Genomic DNA, 18,382 nt, shown 5'->3' on the forward strand with positions numbered 1-18,382 from the left:
GGGCCCTCGGACGTTCACCCGGGACGGCTTGTCCGGTCACCGGCCCGCCCGGCATGATCGATCCCCTGCCCGCTTTTCCTCGGACACCCGGAGCACCCACACCATGACCTTCGCCGCCACGCAGCGCTCACGCAGCGAGGACCGCCGGATCAGCCCGGTGTTCTGGGTGCTCCTCGCCGTCCTCGCCACCTCCGGCTGGGCGGTGTACTCGGGCTACGGGAACGCCTCGTTCGGGGTGTTCCTGTTCGTGGTGGCGGGCTGGATGGTCTCGCTGTGCCTGCACGAGTACGCGCACGCCCGCACCGCGCTGCACGGCGGCGACATCAGCGTCGGCGCCAAGGGCTACCTCACGCTCAACCCGCTGAAGTACACCAACGTGCTGCTCAGCTTCGTGCTGCCGATCGTGTTCGTGATCATGGGCGGCATCGGCCTGCCCGGCGGCTCGGTCTGGATCGAGCGGGACCGGATCCAGGGCCGACTCAAGCACAGCCTGATCTCGGCGGCCGGGCCGCTGGTGAACGTGGTGTGCGCGGCCCTGCTGCTGGTCCCGATCGGCGCCGGCTGGCTGGACGACCCGACGGTGCACGCGGTCTGGAACGGCTACGAGCTGAACGTCTCGCCGTTCGCGGCCGCGCTCGGCTTCCTCGGCCTGCTCCAGCTCAGCGCCGCCCTGCTGAACCTGCTGCCGGTGCCCGGCCTGGACGGCTACGGGATCGTCGAGCCCTGGCTGTCCTACAAGACCCGGCGCGCGGTCGAGCCGTTCGCGCCGTACGGGCTGCTGGCCGTGTTCGCGCTGCTGTGGCAGCCCGAGGTGAACTCGTTCTTCTTCGGGGTCATCCACGACCTGATGAGCCTGTTCGGCGTGGACCAGGACTACGCGACGCTCGGCCGGTACCTGTTCAGCTTCTGGAAGAACTAGCCGACTAGCCCTGCTCGGCTGCCGCGGCGGCCGTGGCCTCGGCGATCTTCGCGCGGCGGCGGTTCATCCAGAGCACGTTGCTCGCCACACCGGCCATCGGGAGCCAGATCAGGCCCAGCCAGAAGCCCTGGGTCAGCGAGACCACGGCGGCCGCCAGCGCGAGGACGACGACGATCAGGGCGAAGAGGGACGTGCGGGGCATGGCGGGAGGCTCCTAGGGCCGGGTGCGGTCGGCCGGGTTGCGGCCGCACCCATTGTCGCCGACCTCACCTCCGGAACTGGTCCAGGGGTGAGGTCGACACGGCTCGACCGGATCTCGGAGCGGCCGGTCCCGAACGGTCCGCTCCCAGACGGTCCGGTCTCAAACGGTCCGCTCTCAGACGGTCCGGTCTCAGACGTCCGTCACCCGCAGGCCCGCGTGGGCCTTGTAGCGGCGGTTGACCGAGATCAGGTTGGCCACCAGCGACTCCACCTGGTGCGCGTTGCGCAGCCGGCCCGCGAAGATCCCCCGCATGCCGGGGATCCGACCGGCCAACGCCTGCACGATGTCGGTGGCGGCCCGCTCCTCGCCGAGCACCATGACGTCGGTGTCGATCTGCTCCACCGACTCGTCCTGGAGCAGCACCGCCGAGAGGTGGTGGAAGGCGGCGGTGACCCGGGAGTCCGGCAGCAGCGCGGCGGCCTGCTGGGCGGCGCTGCCCTCCTCCGGCTTCAGCGCGTACGCGCCCTGCTTGTCGAAGCCGAGCGGGTTGACGCAGTCGACCACGATCTTGCCGGCCAGTTCCTCGCGCAGCGCGGTCAGGGTCGCGGCGTGCCCGTCCCAGGGCACCGCGACGATCACCACGTCGCTCTCCCGGGCGGCGGTGGCGTTGTCGGCGCCACGCACGCCGCGGCCCAGTTCGGCGGCGGAGGCCTCGGCCCGGGCCGCGTCGCGCGAGCCGATGATCACCTGCTGGCCGGACTTGGCCAGTCGCAGGGCCAGGCCGCGCCCCTGGTCGCCGGTGCCGCCGAGGACACCGACCACCAGCTGTGAGACGTCCGGCAGTTCGTGGGCCGGGTTTGTCGCTGAATCGAGGGAAGTCATGGGCCGATCCTGTCAAACCCCCGGCCGGACGCGACATTGTGGGCCGCATGGACGCGGTGAGAGTTTCGGCACTCCGGCAGCACCTGACGGGCACCGGCTGGCTGGAGGCGGTCGGCGGCTTCGCCGGATCGCTGCGGCGCTCGGTGTCACGGCGCACGGCCGGCGAGCTGCTGCTGGTCGGCACCGAGGCGTACGAGCCCTGGCATCTGGCCGCGCACCTGGCGGACGAGGCCGCCTGGTCGGCCGTCCCCCGACTGGTGCCCACCCTGCTGCGGCACGCTCCGCCGGCCGGCGCCCCGTCGCACCTCGCGCACGGCCTGCGCCGGCTCACCGGGGCCGGGCGCGGCGCCACCGTCCTGGTGGTGGCGCCGGAGGCGGCCGGCCCGACACTGCTGGAACGGGTGCAGGACGCCCGCCGGCACGGCGCGACCGTGCTCGCGCTGGACGGCGCCGCCCCCGCCGAGCCGGGCGACCTCGGCGGGCTCGCGCACGAGCGGCTCGCCGTCGGCACCGCCGACGAGCAGCCCTTCGACCTCGCCCAGCACCTGGTCAGCGCCGCCGCCGGGCGGCCCCCGGGCCGCCGCGCCGCGCTGGACCGGCTCGCCGAACTCGCCGGCCGGCTGACCGTACCGCCCGCGATCAGCCGCTGGTAGCCCGGCCCACCCCGGCCCACCCCACCCCGGCCCGACCGTGACGGCCGGACGCCGACCATGACGGCCGTGTGCCGGGCTGAAAAACCCTTTGCGAACCCGGCGGCCCGCGTTCGAGGATGCTGGTTCGTGAACGACGACGAACCCCCGCATCCCCCCGGCACCTCCGGACGGTCTCGCACGCTGCTGCGCTCGCTCGCGCCCGACCTCTCGCCCTGGCGCGCCTCCCGCGACTTCCGCTTCCTCTGGCTCTCCGGCTGCGTCACCAGCTTCGGCAGCTACCTGACCTACGTCGCCGTGCCGATGCAGATCAAGGAACTGACCGGCTCCTCCTTCGCGGTCGGCCTGATCGGCGCCTTCGAGCTCGTCCCGCTGATCGTCTTCGGCCTGTGGGGCGGCGCCCTCGCCGACGCCCTGGACCGCCGGAAGCTGGTGCTGCGCGCCGAGGCCGGGCTGGGCCTGCTCGCCGGCCTGCTGCTGCTCAACGCGCTGCTGCCGTCCCCGCTGCTCTGGCCGATCTACCTGGTCGCCGCGCTGGTCGCGGCCTGCGACGGGTTGCAGCGCCCGGCCCTGGACTCGCTCACCCCGCGGATCGTTCCGCACCAGCACCTGACCGCCGCGTTCGCCCTCAACTCCCTGTACCGCAACGCCGCTTCGGTGGCCGGGCCGGCGCTGGCCGGCGTCGTGGTGGCATTCTCCGGGGTGGGGACGGCGTACGCGCTGGACGTGCTCACCTTCGCCGCCTCGCTGCTGCTGCTCGTCCGGATCCGCGCGGTGCCGCCGGCCACCGGCGCCGAGCGGCCGTCGGTGCGGGCGGTGCTCACCGGCGTCCGGTACGCGTGGAGCCGCAAGGACCTGCTCGGCACCTACACGATCGACCTCTGCGCGATGCTGTTCGCCTTCCCGGTGGCCGTCTTCCCCTTCCTGGCCTCCGAGTTGGGCGCGGACTGGGCGCTCGGCCCGATGTACGCGGCCTCCGCGGCCGGCGCCCTGCTGGTCGGGGCGACCAGTGGCTGGACGTCCCGGATCCACCGGCACGGCCGGCTGCTGGTGGTCGCCGCCGTCGGCTGGGGCGCGGCCATGGCCCTGGCCGGCCTGTCCGGGAGCATCTGGCTGGTGCTGCTCGGCCTGGCGCTGGCCGGCGGCGCCGACGAGATCAGCGGGCTGGCCCGCTCGACCATGTGGAACCAGTCCATCCCGGACGAGGTGCGCGGCCGGATGGCCGGCGTCGAACTGCTCAGCTACTCCGTCGGCCCCCAGCTCGGCCAGGTCCGGGCCGGCACCATGGCCGGGCTGGTCGGCGTCCGCGCCGCCGTCTGGAGCGGCGGTCTGATCTGCGTCGTCGCCGTCCTCGCGGTGGCCGCCGCGCTGCCCAAGCTGCTTGCCTACGACGACCGCACCGACCCGCACACCGCCGCCGTCCGCGCCGGGCACGAGCGCGCGGAGCGCGAACGGGAACAGCAGCGCGAGCGGGAGCAGCAAGGCGAACGGGAGGCCGCCGCGGCGACGGACTGACGCCGACTTGCTGACGGCGCCGGCTTGACGGCGAAAAGCCGGACGCCGCCCCGGCCGCTACTCGCCGCCGCCGTCCTTCGGCGTGTCGTTCCAGCGCTCGTCCCCCTGCCGCCACTCCCGGTTGCGCTCGTCGGCGAGTTGCAGGGCGTGCGCGGCCTCCTCCGGGCTGTCGTACGGGCCGAGGCGGTCCTTGGCGGGGCACTCCGGCCCCTCCTCGACCTTGCCGTGCTTGATGCAGTAGAACCACTCGCCGGGCTTTCCGGTCGGCTTGCGGTGGAATCCCAGGGGCATGGTGCCCTCCCGTCGACGCGTTGGGGTCGTACCGATCATTCCCCGGCCGGGGCCTCCGCGCACACCGCCCGGGCGCGCCGGGGGCGGCCGTTAGACTCGCGGCCATGGCTCTCGTACCCGGCATCCAGTCCCCCACCCGCAAGGTCCCGGCGCACATCGCGCGCCCCGAGTACGTCGGGCGGCCCGCCCCGACGCCGTACACCGGGCCCGAGGTGCAGACCGCCGAGACGATCGAGAAGATGCGGATCGCGAGCCGGATCGCCGCCCGGGCGATGGCGGAGGCAGCCAAGCTGATCGCCCCCGGCGTCACCACCGACGCGCTGGACGCCGTCGCCCACACCTACATGTGCGACCACGACGCGTACCCGTCCGACCTCGGCTACCGCGGCTTCCCCAAGTCGGTCTGCACCTCGATCAACGAGGTGATCTGCCACGGCATCCCGGACTCGACCGTGCTCCAGGACGGCGACATCGTCAACATCGACGCCACCGCGTACATCCACGGGGTGCACGGCGACCTCAACGCCACCTACCTGGTCGGCGACGTCGACGAGGAGTCCCGGCTGCTGGTCGAGCGGACCCGTGAATCCCTCAACCGGGCGATCAAGGCCGTCAAGCCCGGCCGTCAGATCAACGTGATCGGGCGGGTCATCGAGTCCTACGCCAAGCGCTTCGACTACGGCGTGGTGCGGGACTTCACCGGGCACGGCATCAACACGTCGTTCCACTCCGGCCTGATCATCCCGCACTACGACAGCGAGCGGGCCACCGAGGTGATCAAGCCGGGGATGACCTTCACCATCGAGCCGATGCTCACCCTGGGCACCTACGACTACGAGATCTGGCCGGACGGCTGGACGGTCGTTACCAAGGACCGCAAGCGCACCGCCCAGTTCGAGCACACCCTGGTGGTCACGGCGGACGGCGCGGAGGTCCTCACCCTGCCGTGACCCCGGCCGGGCGCCGGGCGGCCCCGGGAAAACCGCCGAGCCGCCGAGCCGCCGCGGGCGCCGGTTCAGCCGATGAGCCACTGCTCCTCGGCGACGGCACCCACCTCGGTGCAGGCGTCGGTGAGCACGTCCAGGACGCGCAGCGGGTCCGGCAGCGGCTGCTCGGGCCCGCGCAGCCACCGCACCTGCGAGCCGTCCGGCAGCGCGGCCGGCGGCAGCAGGGTGTACGAGCCGCGGCAGTGCCAGCGCAGGCCGGGGTGCTCGGACATGGTGTCCGGGGTGGAGTCGAGGACGCTCGGCCACCACTCGTCCTCGTCCTGCGGGGTGCCCCGGGTGGCGGTGAAGAACAGGTAGCGGTCCTCGCCGACGGCGGCGACCGGGCCCTCGACGCCCCGCTCGGTCAGCCGTTCCAGGGCCAGCCGGCCGGCCTCGACCGGGACGTCCAGCACGTCGTGGGCGCGCCCGGTGGCGGTGATGAAGTTGGTCTGCGGATCGCGGGCGAGCCAGCGGGCGAGCTGCTCGGGATCGGTCGTGGCCTGGGTCTGCCAGGCGAAGGAGACCGGGTGCTGGGCGGGGGCCGGACATGCCACCCGGTCGCAGGAACAGCGGTAGCCGGCCGGATGCGCGGCCGGCGCGAGCGGGAATCCGGCGCGCACCGCGCCGAGCAGCTGATCGAGTCGGGCGGCGGGGCCGTCCACGTCACCCGACCGGGCCCGCTGACGCTCACGCTTCTGCCACCAGGTCGTCCACCTGCCGCCGGCTTCCATCGGGCCCCTTCCGCGCACTGCCGTACCTGGTGCGGCACAGCGTTCGACGTACCACTCCGACGCAACGCACAGCGCCCCCCGCTGCTTCCCGGGGCGGTGCTCGGCCCTGCTGTCCACGCCCTGCCGACCGGGAACCGGGGTCACCGGAGGGCCGACGCCCGGGTCACGGTACGCAGTCGCGGCAGCACGCTGTCCGCGCCAGGTCGGCCGGAGGGCGCGCGGATCCGCGCCCCGCCCGGCCCGTACGGGGCCCGCTGACCCGGGTGAACCCCGGGGGCGTAACAGGAAGGATAAGGGTGCGCGGGGCCTCCGGATGACCGGGGGCGGTGCCTCTCCGGTCACACTCCCCGCACCCGGCAGGATCCGCCGGACGGGCCCCGGGCGTGTGCGCCGGTCACCCGTGCGGAGGTGAGACCCTGGTGGGGTGAAGAGCGCGGACACCGAATTCGTCGGCGGCCCCCTGGACGGCCGCATCCTCCCCATCCTGCTGGGGCCGATGTTCGGCGTGCCGAAGACCTACAAGGTGCCGGTCCCCGCGCACGGCGACTCCCCCGCGCGCACACTGGTGTACGTCCGGTCCAAGCAGGTGCGGGGCATCAGCTGGCACTGGCGCTACGAGTTCGACGAGGCGGCCACCGCCCGCGCGTCCGGCTGACGGCCGCGCCGCCCGCACCGGCCGCCGCCCCCAGCCTCCCCGGGAGGACGGCATGGCGAGAACGGCACGGCACCCCCGCAGCCGCCCCCAGGCGGTCGCGCACCACAACCGGCAGGTCGCCGGCGTCACCGGGGCGCTGCTGGTGGCGGTGTGCGTCTACACCGTGGTGATCGGCCCGAACGGCTGGCTCTGGTTCGGCTGGGCGGTGCTGCTGCTCGCCTGCGTGGCCCTGTTCACGGTCCACCCCTGAGCAGCCGCACCGCCTGTGCCCAGCCCCCCACGCCGGTCAGTCCTCCTCGGCGAGGATCAGGTAGAGCTTCTTGCGCGCCTCGGTGAGCACCGCCAGGCCCTTGGCGCGCTGCGCCTCGGTGCCCGTCGCCATCACCTGGCGGATCGCCTGGTCGACCGCGGCCAGCGCCTGGCCGACCTCCTGGACGGCCTCCCAGTCGACCTCCCGGCCGGCCTCCGCCCACGGCTCGGCGGGCCCCGCCTCGGCCTCGGCCCGGCCCGCCTCGGTGAGCGAGACCAGGCGCTTGCCGCCGACCTCCTCCGCGGTGATCAGGCCCTCCTCCTCCAGCAGTTGGAGGTTGGGGTAGATCGAGCCCGGGCTGGGCCGCCAGGCCCCACCCGTCCGCTCGGAGATCTCGGCGATCATCTCGTAGCCGTGCATCGGCCGCTCCTTGAGCAGCGCCAGCAGCGAGGCCCTGACGTCCCCGCGCCGCGCCCGGCCGCCACGCCGCCCGTGCGGACCGCCGCGGCGCCCGCCGTGCCCGCCGAAGCCGTGCCCGAACGGACCGCCCATCGGCCGCCCGGGGCCACCGCCGCCGAACGGCGGCGGGCCGAAGCCGCCGAAGGCCTCCCGGCCCTCGAACTCCCGCCCTTCGAAGTCCGGCCCCGGCCCGCGGCGCCAGCCACCGCGCGGACCCTCGCCGCTGAACCGCATTCCCGGATTTCCTCGGTTTCCTGAGCGCATGGCGCTCACCTCCTCGTTCACCGAGCCAGTCGAGTTACTGTCTCGATAGCTCGACGATATATCGGCGACTGTCGCTCGTCAACGGATTCCGACACGAACGGCGCACCGGCGCCCCACCCCACCGCCCAGGCCCCGTCCGGCCGCTACGGTGACGGGCATGGCCGGTGAACGAGACCTCGCGAAGCTGCTGCACGGGATGCGCCCGCTGCTCAACCCGGGGCGGTACGTGTACTGCACGCTGCCCGCCAAGGTGCCCGCGGGCATGCGGCCGGTGGTGACCGTCGCCGAACCCGAAGGGGTCACGGTCGTCGTCGCCCAGGAGGAGGCCGACGCACTCGGGCTGCGCTACGAGTACGTGGCCGCCTGGATCACCCTGCAGATCCACTCCGCCCTGGAGGCCGTCGGCCTCACCGCGGCCGTCGCCGGGCGCCTCGCCGAGGAGGGGATCAGCTGCAACGTGGTGGCCGGCTTCCACCACGACCACCTGTTCGTCACCGCCGACGACGCCGACCGCGCCGTCCGGGCCCTGGAGGAACTGGCCGGCCGCTCCGCCTGACGACGCCGTCGAGTGGCCGCCCCCGCACGGCCCTCCGACACTGGGAACGGCTGCCCGGCCACCCCGGCCGGCCGGCCCCCACCGGAAGGAGACGGCCGCCATGGCCACCTGCGTCACCTGCGGCAACGACTACTGGCTCGCCTTCGAGATCAAGACCATCACCGGCGACACCTACACCTTCGACAGCTTCGAGTGCGCGATGGAGAAGCTCGCGCCGCGCTGCGAGCAGTGCCAGGTCCGCATCGTCGGCCACGGCGTCGAAGTGGCCGGCCGCTTCTTCTGCTGCGCCAACTGCGCCCGCGTCAACGGCGGCCTCGGCGACCAGATCCGCGACGCCGTCGGCGCCCGCCCCGCGTAACGGCGGGAAGCGGAACAGTCGGCCTGTACCCCCGGTTCTGTCTCCCGGAGCGCTCGCGCGACCGGGGCGGCCCCACGACAAAGGCCCCCTGACCTGCGACTTCGCAGATCAGGGGGCCTCAGTCAAGCTAGGGCGGCGGAAGAGTCGGCCTGTACGCCGGGTTCTGTCTCCCGGGGTGCTCGCGCGGCCCGGGGAGGCGGCCATCCATCTAGGACTGCCGTTGCCGACAGCCTCGTGCGGTCTACCCGCGGACTCGGGCGAGCAGCCCTCAGTCATCCGCGCACGGCGCCCGAGGGCGCCGATCTTGACCTTGCTCCAGGTGGGGTTTACCGAGCCGGCCGAGTCACCCCGGTCGCTGGTGGTCTCTTACACCACCGTTTCACCCTTACCCGCCGCCGAAGCGGTGGGCGGTCTGTTTTCTGTGGCACTGTCCCGCGGGTCACCCCGGGTGGGCGTTACCCACCACCCTGCTCTGTGGAGCCCGGACGTTCCTCGGCGGGTCAAGGACCCGTCGCGGCCGCCCGGCCGGCTCTTCCGCCGTAGTGGTCATCGTAGCCGCTCGGGTGGGGCCTCCCGTACACCGGAGCGGACCACGGGCGGCTCGCCGCCGAGGCGGGCGGCCACCCGGACGGCGGTCGCGGTCGCCCACGGGGTGGTGGTCGCCAGGCCGAGGAGGAGGATCGCGCCGCCCAGGCCCACCAGGATCCACCAGCCGGCGTGGCTGGCCGGGGCGAAGCCCGTCGCCACCGGGCCGACCACGGCCGAGGTGACGACCGTGCCGATCACCGCCACCCCCAGCGACTGGCCGATCTGGCGGCTCGTCGAGGCGACCGCCGCGGCCACCCCCGCCTGGGCGCGCGGCATGCCGGAGACGGCCGCGTTGGTGATCGGCGCGTTGACCATGCCGAAGCCGAAGCCGAACAGCGCGTACGCCGCCAGCAGCAGCGCCGCCGGGGAGTCGGCGGCCAGCCTGGTCAGCAGCAGCCCGCTCGCGGCCAGGCCCAGCCCGGCCGCGACCAGCGGGCCGCGCGGCCCCCGGCTGCCGACGATCCGGCCGGACAGCGGCGCGCAGACCAGCATCATCGCGGCCATCGGCAGCGTCCACAGGCCCGCCTCGAACGGGTCGTAGTGCCGGACGTTCTGCAGGTAGAGCGTGTTGAGGAAGAGGAAGCCGCCCAGGGCCGAGAAGGCGCAGACCGCGGTGACGGTGGCGCCGGTGAACGGCGCGCTGGCGAAGAACCGCGGGTCCACCAGCGGCTCGGCCACCCTCCGCTCCCACAGCGGGAAGGCGACCAGCGCGGCCACGGCGGCGGCCGCCAGGGCGAGGATCAGCGGGGACGTCCAGCCGCTGCCCGGGCCCTCGATGATGGCCGCGGTGCCGCAGCCCAGCAGGACGATCATCAGCAGCTGCCCGACCGGGTCCAGCCGGCGCGGCCGGGGCGAGCGCGACTCCGGGACGTAACGGGCGGTCAGGAGCATCGCGACCACGGCGACCGGAACGTTGATCAGGAAGATCGACGGCCAGCCCGCGCCCTCCACCAGGAAGCCGCCCAGCAACGGGCCGAGCGCCATCGAGATGCCGACCACGCCGCCCCAGACGCCGATCGCCCGGGCCCGCTCCTTCGGGTCGGTGAAGGTGTTGGTGATGATCGACATCGCCACCGGGTTCAGCATCGAACCGCCGACCGCCTGCAACGCCCGGAACGCCACCAGCCACTCCAGGCTCGGCGCCAGACTGCACAGCAGCGAGCCGAGCGCGAAGCACAGCAGCCCGGTCTGGAACACCCGGCGGCGGCCGAAGCGGTCGGCCACCGAGCCGAACAGCATCAGCAGCGAGGCCAGGACCAGGGTGTAGGCGTCGATGATCCACTGCAGCCCGGACGCCGGGGCGTCCAGGTCCCGCTGGATCGCCGGCAGGGCGATGTTCACCACGGTGTTGTCCAGGCCGACGATGAACAGGCTCAGGCAGCAGATCGCCAGGACGAGCAGTCGGCGGCGGCGCCCCGGGGCGACGGAGGGCTGGGCTTCGGGCACGGGACCGATCCTCCCACCTGGGCGGTGCTCGGGGGCCGTGTGACGGACCGTCCGGGTGGCGGCGCCGGGGGCGCGTGGAAGCGGTAGGGGTCAGACGGCGGCGAAGCGGACGGTGCGGGTGAGCGGGTCGGCCTGCGTCAGCCGGACCCGGATCAGCCCGCCGAGCGGCAGCACCGCCCCGGGATCGGCGCCGTCGCAGCGGGCCCGGACGGCGGGCCGGCGCAGCTGCACCGTGCCGGCCGCGGGCCGCCGCTCGTCCACGTCGATCACCACGGCGGTGAAGTCCTCGCCCTCCCGGCCGGCCAGCAGCTCCGCCTCCACCAGGTCCACGCAGGCCCGTTCGACCTCGGCCGCGCGGCGGTCCCCGCTCGCCATCAGGCCCGGCACGGCGGGCAGCGCCTCCCGCGCCCAGTCCGGCACCTCCTCCCCCGCCGCCACCGCCGCGCACACCTCCTGCGCGAAGCGGTCGCCGAGCCTGCGCAGCGGCGCGGTGCAGTGTGCGTACGGCGCGGCGAGCGCGGCGTGGCCCGGGTCGGCCGGGGCGGGCAGGCCCCGGGACTCGTCGAAGGCGTGGTAGCCGGCGCCGCGCAGCAGGCCGGTGCACGCGTTGAGGAAGGCGGCGTCCATCGGCGCGTCCGGGTCCAGGGAGCGGATCAGCTCCGGGTAGGGGAGCGCCTGCGGCCAGTCCACGTCCAGCGCGGCGGCGATCCGGCGCAGCCGCTCGTACGCGGCGGCGGGCGCGGCGGGCAGGGTGCGCAGCAGGCCGACGCCCGCGTCGAGCATCAGGTCGGCCGCGGCCAGGCCGGTGAGCAGCGAGATCTGCGCGTTCCAGCCGTCGGCGGGGCCGGGCGCGCGGTAGCCGAGGACGTAGCCGTGCAGGGTCTCCTCGACCTCCTGCTCGGGCACCGGGAGGCTGATCCCGCCCCGCGCGCGCTCCTGCTCCTCGCGCAGCCGGCCGACGGTGGCGAGCAGGGCGAGCTGTTCGTCGGCGCCGCCGAGGTCCACCGCGCGCTGGACGGCCGCGTAGTCGAGGCGGCGGTGCGAGCGGACCAGGGCGCGGCGCAGGTCGGCGAGCACCACGGCGCCGTCGGCGTCCAGGTCCAGCTGCCAGAGCAGGGCGGGCCGGGGCTCGCCGGGCAGCAGGCTGGCGGCGTCCTCGGAGATCCGGGCGGGGTGCAGCGGGACGCGGTGGTCCGGGAAGTACAGGGTCTCGACCCGGCGGCGGGCCTCGGCGTCGATGGCGCCGCCCGGGCGGACGAAGGCGGCGACGTCCGCGATGGCGTAGTACACCCGGTAGCCTCCGCCGGGGCGGTGGAGCAGGTGCATGGCCTGGTCGAGGTCGCGCGAGCCGGGCGGGTCGACGGTGAACAGCGGCAGGTCGGTGGCGTCGTGCTCGGGCAGCCTGGGGCGCTCGGCCGCCTCCTCCGCCTCGGCCAGCACCGGCTCCGGCCACTCGGTGTGGATCTCCAGGCGGGCGCGGAGTTCGGTCAGTTCGGTGTTGATCCGGGCGGAGTCGGCGGCCTTGACGCGCAGTTTTCGGCGAGGCATGCAGGCAGCGTAGGGCGAATCGGGTGATTCCGGACGGATCACCCCGCCGGACGCGCCGGGCGGCCGGTGCCCACTGGGCGGCCGGTGCTGGTGGGCTCAGCGCCCCAGCAGCGACTTCAGGTCCTTGCCCGCGAGCACGACGGCGTCGTCGTAGCCGCCGGTGGCCAGCCGGAGCATGAAGGCCACCGCGTCGTCCGGGTGCGGGTCGGTGTACGGCTCGCCGTTGTAGTCCAGGAACAGCAGCATCGCCTCGAAGGCGGTGCGCTTGTTCCGGTCGATCAGCGGGTGGTTGCGGGACAGGCTCTGGCCGAGGGCGGCGGCCTTGGTCCACGGGTCCGGGTAGGCGTCCCCGCCGAACAGGCTCGCCTGCGGGCGGGCGATCGCCGAGAGCAGGCCGCCGAGGTCCCGGATGTTCTCCGGGCCGCCGGCCAGGTAGGTGACGTCCTCCAGGTCCAGGTACTCGGTCACAGGTCCTTGAGCCTCTCCAGCGTCTCCGCGTTGGCGGCACGGATCCGGGCGACCATGGCGGCCCGGCGCTCGGACCGGCTCTGTCGGCCGGGCTCCTGCTGGCCGGACCTCTGCCGGCCGGGCTCCTGCGACTGCTCGGTGAGCGCGTCCGGCACCTCGGACTGGCGGACCTCGAAGGCCAGCTCGGCGGTGTCCGACCCGGCCGGGGCCTCGGTCACCCGCACCCGCCCGGCCATCACGGCCTCGGCGGCGGCCCGCACCGCGAACTCCAGGGCCTGCCGGGTCTCCGCCGGCAGGCCGGCGGGCAGGCGCACGGACAGGGACTCCTCCACGGCGTCGTCGTCGCCGGGCACCAGGTCCAGGGGTCGCAGGGTCATCTCGCTCACACTCCTCGCTGCTCACCGTAGTGGCGAACGCCGGGCGGCCCCACCGGATTTCCAACCCCCGGGCGGGGTGGGGCCCGGGTGTGAGCACTCGTAGGCTGGGGTCGAGTGGTCGTTCACGAAGGGGGTTCGGGCAATGGGTGCGGTGAAGGTGACCGGGGCGGCGGTGTCGGGGGTGTTGGCGGCGACGGGGGCGCTGCACGCGGTGTGGGCGGTGACGCCGTGGCCGCTGCGGACGCCGGAGGAGTTCGCGGACACCGTGGTCGGCGCGGGCGACGGACCACCGTCCCCGGCGGCCTGCGTCGCGGTGGCGGGGCTGCTCGGGACGGCCGCGTACCTGGTGGGGGCGGAGGCCGGGGTGCTGCCGGCGGTGGGACCGCGGCGGCTGCGGCGGGCCGGGGTACGGGCGGTGGCCGGGGTGATGCTGGCGCGCGGCGCCGGCGGCCTGGTGCTGTTCGGGAGGGCCGTCGAGCGCTCGGAGCGGTTCAAGCGGCTGGACACCCGGTACTACTCGCCGCTCTGCCTGGCGCTGGCGGCCGGAACGGCCGTGGTCGCGGGGGCCGGCGGCGCCGAGTAGCCGCGGCCGGGGCAACCGTCTCAGGGCCGGACAGGCAGGACGGGCAGGACGGGCCGCCCGGGCCGGGACGGTTTTGCGTAGGGTGGCGGGGTTCATCCGCCACAGAGTGTTGAGGAGTCCGCTGTGCTGGTGCTGTTGCCGCCTTCGGAGGGCAAGGCCGCATCCGGGGACGGGGTGCCGGTGGCGCTCGACCGGCTGTCGCTTCCCGGGCTGACGGCCGCGCGCGGCGAGGTGCTGGACGCGCTGGTCGGTCTCTGCCGGGATGACGAGGACACCGCCGCGGAGGTGCTGGGGCTCAGCCCCGGGCTGCGCGGCGAGATCGCCCGCAACGCCGGGCTGCCTGAGGCGGGTGCCCGTCCGGCGGGCGAGGTGTACACCGGGGTGCTGTTCGACAACCTGGGTCTGGCCACGCTGGACGCGGCCGCGTACGGCCGGGCCGAGCGGTCGCTGCTGGTCTTCTCGGGCCTGTGGGGCGCTGTGCGGATCTCCGACCGGATCCCGCCCTACCGCTGCTCGATGGGCGTGAAACTGCCCGGCCCGGGGGCGCTCGGCGCGTACTGGCGGGGCGCGATGGCGTCCGTGCTGCCGGAGGTGGCGGACGGGCTGGTGCTGGACCTGCGCAGTTCGGCGTACGCGGCGGCGTGGAAGCCGGCCGGCGAGGTGGCCTCCCGGACGGCGACCGTCCGGGTGCTCCAGGAGCGCAACGGCAAGCGCACGGTCGTCAGCCACTTCAACAAGGCGACCAAGGGGCGCCTGGTGCGGGACCTGCTGGTCGCGGGGATCGAGCCGAAGACGCCGGGCGAGCTGCTGGACGCGCTGCGGGGCCTGGGGCACCGGGTGGAGCTCGCCACCGAGGGCACGGCGCGCAAGCCGTGGCAGCTGGACGTGGTGGTCACCGAGGTGCACTGAGCCCGCTCCGGGGGGCGGTCCCCCGCACCGCTCCCCCGGAGCCAGGCGTTCAGCGCAGGTGCGAGGTGTCGTTGAGCAGCCGCAGCGAGGCGTTGCCGTCCGCGTAGTACTGGACGGCGCAGAACGAGGCGGCGGACAGCTCCATCCGGTACAGCGCGTCCGGCGGGGCGCCGAGCGCCAGCCGGACCAGCGTCTTGATCGGGCTGACGTGGGAGACCACCAGCACGGTCCTGCCGGGGTGCCGGGCGATGATCTTGTCCCGGGCGACGCCGGCCCGGTGGGTGAGCGTGGTGAAGCTCTCCGTGCTGCCGGTGGGCTTGGCCTTCGCCGAGCCGAGCCAGGTCGCCAGGTCCTCCGGGTGGCGCTCCTGCACCTCGGCGAAGGTCAGGCCCTCCCAGTCGCCGAAGTCGACCTCGCGCAGCCCGTCCTCGTACCGGACCTCCAGGCCGAGCCGGGCGGCGACGATCTCGGCGGTCTCCCGGGTGCGGCGCATCGGCGAGGCCACCACGGCCTGGATGCTGCCGCGGGCGGCCAGTTCCTCGGCAGCCCGCGCGGCCTGCCAGCGGCCCTTGTCGGACAGTTCCGGGTCGCTGCCGCCACTGCCGGAGAAGCGCTTCTGCGGGGTCAGCGCGGTCTCGCCGTGGCGGAGCAGGACGAAGGTGGTCGGGGTGCCGAGGTCGGCGGGGGCGGCCCAGCCGGCCTTGGGGGCGGCGGTCTCCAGCGGCGGCTCGTCCACCACCGCGGCGGCCCGCGGCCTGGGCTCCCACTGGCGGCCGGCCTTGCCCGCGTCCATCGCCTCGTTGGCGAGCCGGTCGGCGTCCTTGTTCCGCTCGCGCGGGATCCAGGTGTACGTCACCCGGGCGCGCGGGAGGATCGTGCGGGCCTCGGCGGCGAGCGGCTGCATGTCGGGGTGCTTGATCTTCCAGCGCCCGGACATCTGCTCGACGACCAGCTTGGAGTCCATCCGGACGTCCACCGAGGCGTCCGGGTCGAGCTCCCGGGCCGCCTTGAGGCCGGCGATCAGGCCCTTGTACTCGGCCACGTTGTTGGTGGCGTGGCCGATGAACTCGGCGGCCTCGGCGATGATCTGCCCGGTGTCGCCGTCCCGGACCACCGCGCCGTAGCCGGCCGGCCCCGGGTTGCCCCGGGACCCGCCGTCCGCCTCGACGATGAAGCGAGCCGCCACCGGGTCAGGCGCCCGAATCGGCGGTGCGGACCAGGATCCGCGAGCAGTTCTCGCAGCGGACCACCTTGTCGGCCGGCTCGGCCTTGATGGCGTTGAACTCGGTGATGGAGAACTCGGTGCGGCAGCCCTCGCAGCGGCGCTGGTAGAGGCGGGCCGCGCCGACGCCGCCCTGCGTCTGGCGCAGCTTGGTGTAGACCTTCAGCAGGTCGGCGGGGATGACGGTGGCGACGGTCTCGCGGTCCCGCTTGACCTTGTCGGCCTCGGTGTCGATCTCGGCGAAGGCGGCGTCCCGGCGGGTCTCGGCCTCGGTGAGGACGACGGTGGAGTGCTGCAGGCGCGCGGTCAGCTCGGTGACCCGGGTCTGGGCGCTCTCCAGCCGCTCCATGACCTCCAGCACGATCTCCTCCAGGTCGCCCTGGCGCTTGGCCAGCGAGCCGATCTCGTGCTGGAGGTTCTCCAGGTCCCTCGGCGAGGTGATCGCGCCGGAGTCCAGGCGCTGCTGGTTGCGGGCGGACCGGGCGCGGACCTGCTCCACGTCCTGCTCGGCCTTGGTCAGCTCACGCGTGGTGTCGCCCTGCTGGGCCTCGGCGGCGACCACCAGGTCCTTGAGCGCGGTGTGGTCGGCGGAGGCCTTCTCGATCTCGGCGTGCTCGGGCAGGCTCCGGCGCCGGTGGGCCAGCTGGTCGAGCTTCGAGTCGAAGGCCTGGAGGTCGAGCAGGCGGATCTGGTCGGCGGGCGCGGCGTTCAAGGGGAAGGCTCCTGTGAATCGGGTCAGGCGGTGAAGGACATGGGGGCGTGCGCGGTCCACGGGTCGGTGACCCGGTGGGAGACCTTGGTCTCCACGGCCCAGCCGCGCTGCTCGGCGGCGGCGTGCAGGGCCCGCTCGGCCAGGGCGAGCCAGGGCCACTCGGTGGCCCAGTGCGCGGCGTCGACCAGGGCGACCGGCGCCGCCTCGGCGGCCTCGGACGCGGGGTGGTGGCGCAGGTCGGCGGTGAGGTAGGCGTCCACCCCGGCCGCCCGCACCTCGGCGAAGAAGCTGTCGCCCGAGCCGCCGCACACCGCGACCCGGCTCACCAGCCGGTCCGGGTCGCCGGAGACCCGGACGCCCGTGGCGGTGGCCGGCAGGCCCTCGGCCACCTGCGCGGCGAAGGCCGACAGGGGCAGCGGGGGCTCCAGCAGGCCGATCCGGCCGGTGCCGCGGCGGCCCAGCGGGTCGGTCGGGTCCGGCACCAGCGGGCCGGTCACCCGCAGGCCCACGGCCTCGGCGAGCGCGTCCGAGACGCCGGGGTCGGCGTGGTCGGCGTTGGTGTGCGCGACGTGCAGGGCGATGCCGTTGCTGATCAGCGTGTGTACGACCCGGCCCTTGAAGGTGGTCGCGGCGACGCTGGTGGTGCCGCGCAGATAAAGGGGGTGGTGGGTGACCACCAGGTCGGCGCCCCACTCGACGGCCTCGTCGACGACCGTCTGCACGGGGTCGACGGCGAACAGCACGCGGCCGACCTCGGCCTGGGGGTCTCCGCAGACCAGGCCGACGGCGTCCCAGGCCTCCGCCCACTGCGGCGGGTAGACCTCTTCGAGCGCGGTGATGACGTCGGACAGTTTCGGCACCTGTCGAGACTACCGTGCGCGCGGGGGCGGTCGGGCCTCGGCCGTTCGGCGACCTGGGCGGCGGGGCGGCGGCAGCGGGGCGGCCGGTGCGGCGGGGATGCGGCGGCGGCGCGGTGGCGGCGCGGTTCGGACACGGGTGCCGATGGCGTACGGACGCGCGTCAATCTGCGGTGGGGGCGCCCGGGAGAGGCCGGGGGGGGGGGGGGGGGGGGCGCGCGCCCCCCCCGCCCCCCCCCCCCCCCCCCCCCCCCCCCCCCCCGGCACACACACACACCCACACACACACACAGAGTGTGGGGGGCGCCCCCGGCCCCGCGCCCGGGCGCGACCCCCGCGCCCGCGCCCCCGGCGCCCACTGCTCACACGGGAGCCCTCGCACGAATTCGAAACCGCTTCCCGATCACCCTTACGAGTGAAGTGACCGGCTCTACGTTGAGCCACTCCCGCCTCGAAAGTAACTTCAGTCCTGCGAACGGGAGTTGCCCCGACAGTTGCCCCGACCGGGGGTCGGGAAGGCGCTCCGCCGGACACGGGCCCTGGCGAGACCGGGCCCGGGGCGGGCACGGCCGGGGCTCCTGCCCCAGGCGCGGCACCGCCGTACCAGGGCGGCACGCCACACCGAGGCGGCACTCCCGTTCAGGGGCGGCACTCCCGCTCCTTCCGAGGAAACCGATCAGGCCGGGCCGCACGCCCGGGTGCCGGAGCAGGTGGGCACCCGCGGACGGCGGACGAGACGAAGGGATGTGGTGGCGAATGGCGGCGGGCACATCGCTGCGTACGGCCGGGGGCGGGGAATCGGCGGGCCACGGGCCGGATGCGGCCGGACCGTGGCCGGAGACGACGCGGGCGGCGCTGGCAGAGGCCGGCCGCCGGGGTGGCGCGGGGGCCGGCGAGGGCTCCGCCGCCGGGGGCTGGGGGACGGCCCGGCCCCCCCCCCCCGGTGCACACCCC

The 18,382-nt window shown here is 74.6% G+C and carries 22 protein-coding genes and 1 other RNA gene; 10 read left to right on the top strand and 13 right to left on the bottom strand.

Features of this window, described 5'->3' with window-relative positions; genetic code table 11:
* The first annotated feature begins 103 nt into the window (after positions 1-103).
* Positions 104-919 carry a site-2 protease family protein gene (locus tag ACFV6I_RS06340; RefSeq protein WP_063347356.1) on the top strand — a complete coding sequence of 272 codons (816 nt, stop codon included), beginning with the start codon at positions 104-106 and terminating at the stop codon, positions 917-919.
* Positions 920-923: 4 nt separating this feature from the next.
* Here the strand turns inward: ACFV6I_RS06340 and ACFV6I_RS06345 are convergent, their stop codons facing one another.
* Complete coding sequence (locus tag ACFV6I_RS06345; protein ID WP_063347357.1) at positions 924-1,121, bottom strand: hypothetical protein; 198 nt, start codon at positions 1,119-1,121, stop codon at positions 924-926.
* A gap of 189 nt (positions 1,122-1,310) precedes the next feature.
* Positions 1,311-2,003, bottom strand: coding sequence for an NADPH-dependent F420 reductase (gene npdG, locus ACFV6I_RS06350; RefSeq protein WP_380337556.1), 693 nt, complete (start codon positions 2,001-2,003; stop codon positions 1,311-1,313).
* A 47-nt stretch (positions 2,004-2,050) separates the two neighbouring features.
* On the opposite strand from npdG, the gene ACFV6I_RS06355 reads away from it, so the two are divergent.
* Both ACFV6I_RS06355 and ACFV6I_RS06360 read left to right on the top strand, forming a co-directional pair.
* Positions 2,051-2,656 (top strand): hypothetical protein, encoded by a 606-nt coding sequence (locus ACFV6I_RS06355; protein ID WP_380423736.1) that lies wholly within the window; start codon positions 2,051-2,053, stop codon positions 2,654-2,656.
* Positions 2,657-2,782: 126 nt separating this feature from the next.
* Positions 2,783-4,168 carry an MFS transporter gene (locus tag ACFV6I_RS06360; RefSeq protein WP_380423737.1) on the top strand — a complete coding sequence of 462 codons (1,386 nt, stop codon included), beginning with the start codon at positions 2,783-2,785 and terminating at the stop codon, positions 4,166-4,168.
* Between the two features lie 57 nt (positions 4,169-4,225).
* On the opposite strand, the gene ACFV6I_RS06365 is transcribed toward ACFV6I_RS06360, so the two are convergent.
* Positions 4,226-4,459 (bottom strand): hypothetical protein, encoded by a 234-nt coding sequence (locus tag ACFV6I_RS06365; protein WP_063347360.1) that lies wholly within the window; start codon positions 4,457-4,459, stop codon positions 4,226-4,228.
* 104 nt (positions 4,460-4,563) lie between these two features.
* Here ACFV6I_RS06365 and map point away from each other — a divergent pair, with 104 nt between their 5' ends.
* Positions 4,564-5,409 carry a type I methionyl aminopeptidase gene (gene map, locus ACFV6I_RS06370; RefSeq protein ID WP_363622337.1) on the top strand — a complete coding sequence of 282 codons (846 nt, stop codon included), beginning with the start codon at positions 4,564-4,566 and terminating at the stop codon, positions 5,407-5,409.
* A gap of 65 nt (positions 5,410-5,474) precedes the next feature.
* Here map and ACFV6I_RS06375 read toward each other — a convergent pair whose 3' ends face one another.
* On the bottom strand, positions 5,475-6,176 hold the full coding sequence (locus ACFV6I_RS06375; protein WP_063347362.1) for a bifunctional DNA primase/polymerase: 702 nt from the start codon (positions 6,174-6,176) through the stop codon (positions 5,475-5,477).
* Between the two features lie 424 nt (positions 6,177-6,600).
* Here ACFV6I_RS06375 and ACFV6I_RS06380 point away from each other — a divergent pair, with 424 nt between their 5' ends.
* Both ACFV6I_RS06380 and ACFV6I_RS06385 read left to right on the top strand, forming a co-directional pair.
* Entirely contained in the window at positions 6,601-6,831 is a 231-nt protein-coding gene (locus tag ACFV6I_RS06380) for a hypothetical protein (RefSeq protein ID WP_380423738.1), read from the top strand.
* A gap of 52 nt (positions 6,832-6,883) precedes the next feature.
* Positions 6,884-7,081, top strand: a complete 198-nt coding sequence (locus tag ACFV6I_RS06385) for a hypothetical protein (protein WP_063347364.1) — start codon at positions 6,884-6,886, stop codon at positions 7,079-7,081.
* A 36-nt stretch (positions 7,082-7,117) separates the two neighbouring features.
* Here ACFV6I_RS06385 and ACFV6I_RS06390 read toward each other — a convergent pair whose 3' ends face one another.
* Positions 7,118-7,774, bottom strand: a complete 657-nt coding sequence (locus tag ACFV6I_RS06390; RefSeq protein WP_107452848.1) for a PadR family transcriptional regulator — start codon at positions 7,772-7,774, stop codon at positions 7,118-7,120.
* 187 nt (positions 7,775-7,961) lie between these two features.
* On the opposite strand from ACFV6I_RS06390, the gene ACFV6I_RS06395 reads away from it, so the two are divergent.
* A complete protein-coding gene (locus tag ACFV6I_RS06395; protein ID WP_063347366.1) occupies positions 7,962-8,360 on the top strand; it encodes an ACT domain-containing protein in 399 nt (132 codons plus the stop codon).
* Between the two features lie 100 nt (positions 8,361-8,460).
* Positions 8,461-8,718: a hypothetical protein gene (locus tag ACFV6I_RS06400; protein WP_063347367.1), complete on the top strand. Its 258-nt coding sequence runs from the start codon at positions 8,461-8,463 to the stop codon at positions 8,716-8,718.
* A 136-nt stretch (positions 8,719-8,854) separates the two neighbouring features.
* On the opposite strand, the gene rnpB is transcribed toward ACFV6I_RS06400, so the two are convergent.
* The 5 genes from rnpB to ACFV6I_RS06425 form a co-directional block, all read right to left on the bottom strand.
* Positions 8,855-9,251, bottom strand: an RNA gene (rnpB, locus tag ACFV6I_RS06405) — RNase P RNA component class A.
* Between the two features lie 13 nt (positions 9,252-9,264).
* A complete protein-coding gene (locus tag ACFV6I_RS06410; protein ID WP_380423739.1) occupies positions 9,265-10,752 on the bottom strand; it encodes an MFS transporter in 1,488 nt (495 codons plus the stop codon).
* A gap of 90 nt (positions 10,753-10,842) precedes the next feature.
* The gene (locus ACFV6I_RS06415) at positions 10,843-12,300 is read right to left on the bottom strand and encodes an RNB domain-containing ribonuclease (RefSeq protein ID WP_380337517.1); all 1,458 of its coding nucleotides are present in this window, start codon (positions 12,298-12,300) and stop codon (positions 10,843-10,845) included.
* A 96-nt stretch (positions 12,301-12,396) separates the two neighbouring features.
* Complete coding sequence (locus tag ACFV6I_RS06420; protein WP_063347370.1) at positions 12,397-12,768, bottom strand: type II toxin-antitoxin system death-on-curing family toxin; 372 nt, start codon at positions 12,766-12,768, stop codon at positions 12,397-12,399.
* Entirely contained in the window at positions 12,765-13,145 is a 381-nt protein-coding gene (locus tag ACFV6I_RS06425) for a hypothetical protein (RefSeq protein WP_380423740.1), read from the bottom strand. Before ACFV6I_RS06425 ends, ACFV6I_RS06420 begins: the two co-directional genes overlap by 4 nt.
* Positions 13,146-13,287: 142 nt before the next feature.
* Between ACFV6I_RS06425 and ACFV6I_RS06430 the strand changes: the two genes are divergently transcribed.
* Together ACFV6I_RS06430 and yaaA are read left to right on the top strand one after the other, a co-directional pair.
* On the top strand, positions 13,288-13,728 hold the full coding sequence (locus ACFV6I_RS06430) for a DUF3995 domain-containing protein (protein ID WP_079135552.1): 441 nt from the start codon (positions 13,288-13,290) through the stop codon (positions 13,726-13,728).
* A gap of 123 nt (positions 13,729-13,851) precedes the next feature.
* The gene (gene yaaA, locus ACFV6I_RS06435) at positions 13,852-14,637 is read left to right on the top strand and encodes a peroxide stress protein YaaA (protein WP_380423741.1); all 786 of its coding nucleotides are present in this window, start codon (positions 13,852-13,854) and stop codon (positions 14,635-14,637) included.
* A gap of 49 nt (positions 14,638-14,686) precedes the next feature.
* Here the strand turns inward: yaaA and ACFV6I_RS06440 are convergent, their stop codons facing one another.
* Genes ACFV6I_RS06440 through ACFV6I_RS06450 form a run of 3 tightly spaced genes read right to left on the bottom strand, consistent with a single transcriptional unit; the run spans position 14,687 to position 17,431 of the window.
* Positions 14,687-15,823, bottom strand: a complete 1,137-nt coding sequence (locus ACFV6I_RS06440) for a bifunctional RNase H/acid phosphatase (protein WP_380423742.1) — start codon at positions 15,821-15,823, stop codon at positions 14,687-14,689.
* A gap of 4 nt (positions 15,824-15,827) precedes the next feature.
* The gene (locus tag ACFV6I_RS06445) at positions 15,828-16,571 is read right to left on the bottom strand and encodes a zinc ribbon domain-containing protein (protein ID WP_380423743.1); all 744 of its coding nucleotides are present in this window, start codon (positions 16,569-16,571) and stop codon (positions 15,828-15,830) included.
* A 23-nt stretch (positions 16,572-16,594) separates the two neighbouring features.
* Positions 16,595-17,431: a Nif3-like dinuclear metal center hexameric protein gene (locus ACFV6I_RS06450; protein WP_380423744.1), complete on the bottom strand. Its 837-nt coding sequence runs from the start codon at positions 17,429-17,431 to the stop codon at positions 16,595-16,597.
* Positions 17,432-18,382: the final 951 nt, after the last annotated feature.

Origin of the sequence: Kitasatospora sp. NPDC059803 (assembly GCF_042732255.1) — a bacterium.
Lineage (GTDB): Bacteria > Actinomycetota > Actinomycetes > Streptomycetales > Streptomycetaceae > Kitasatospora.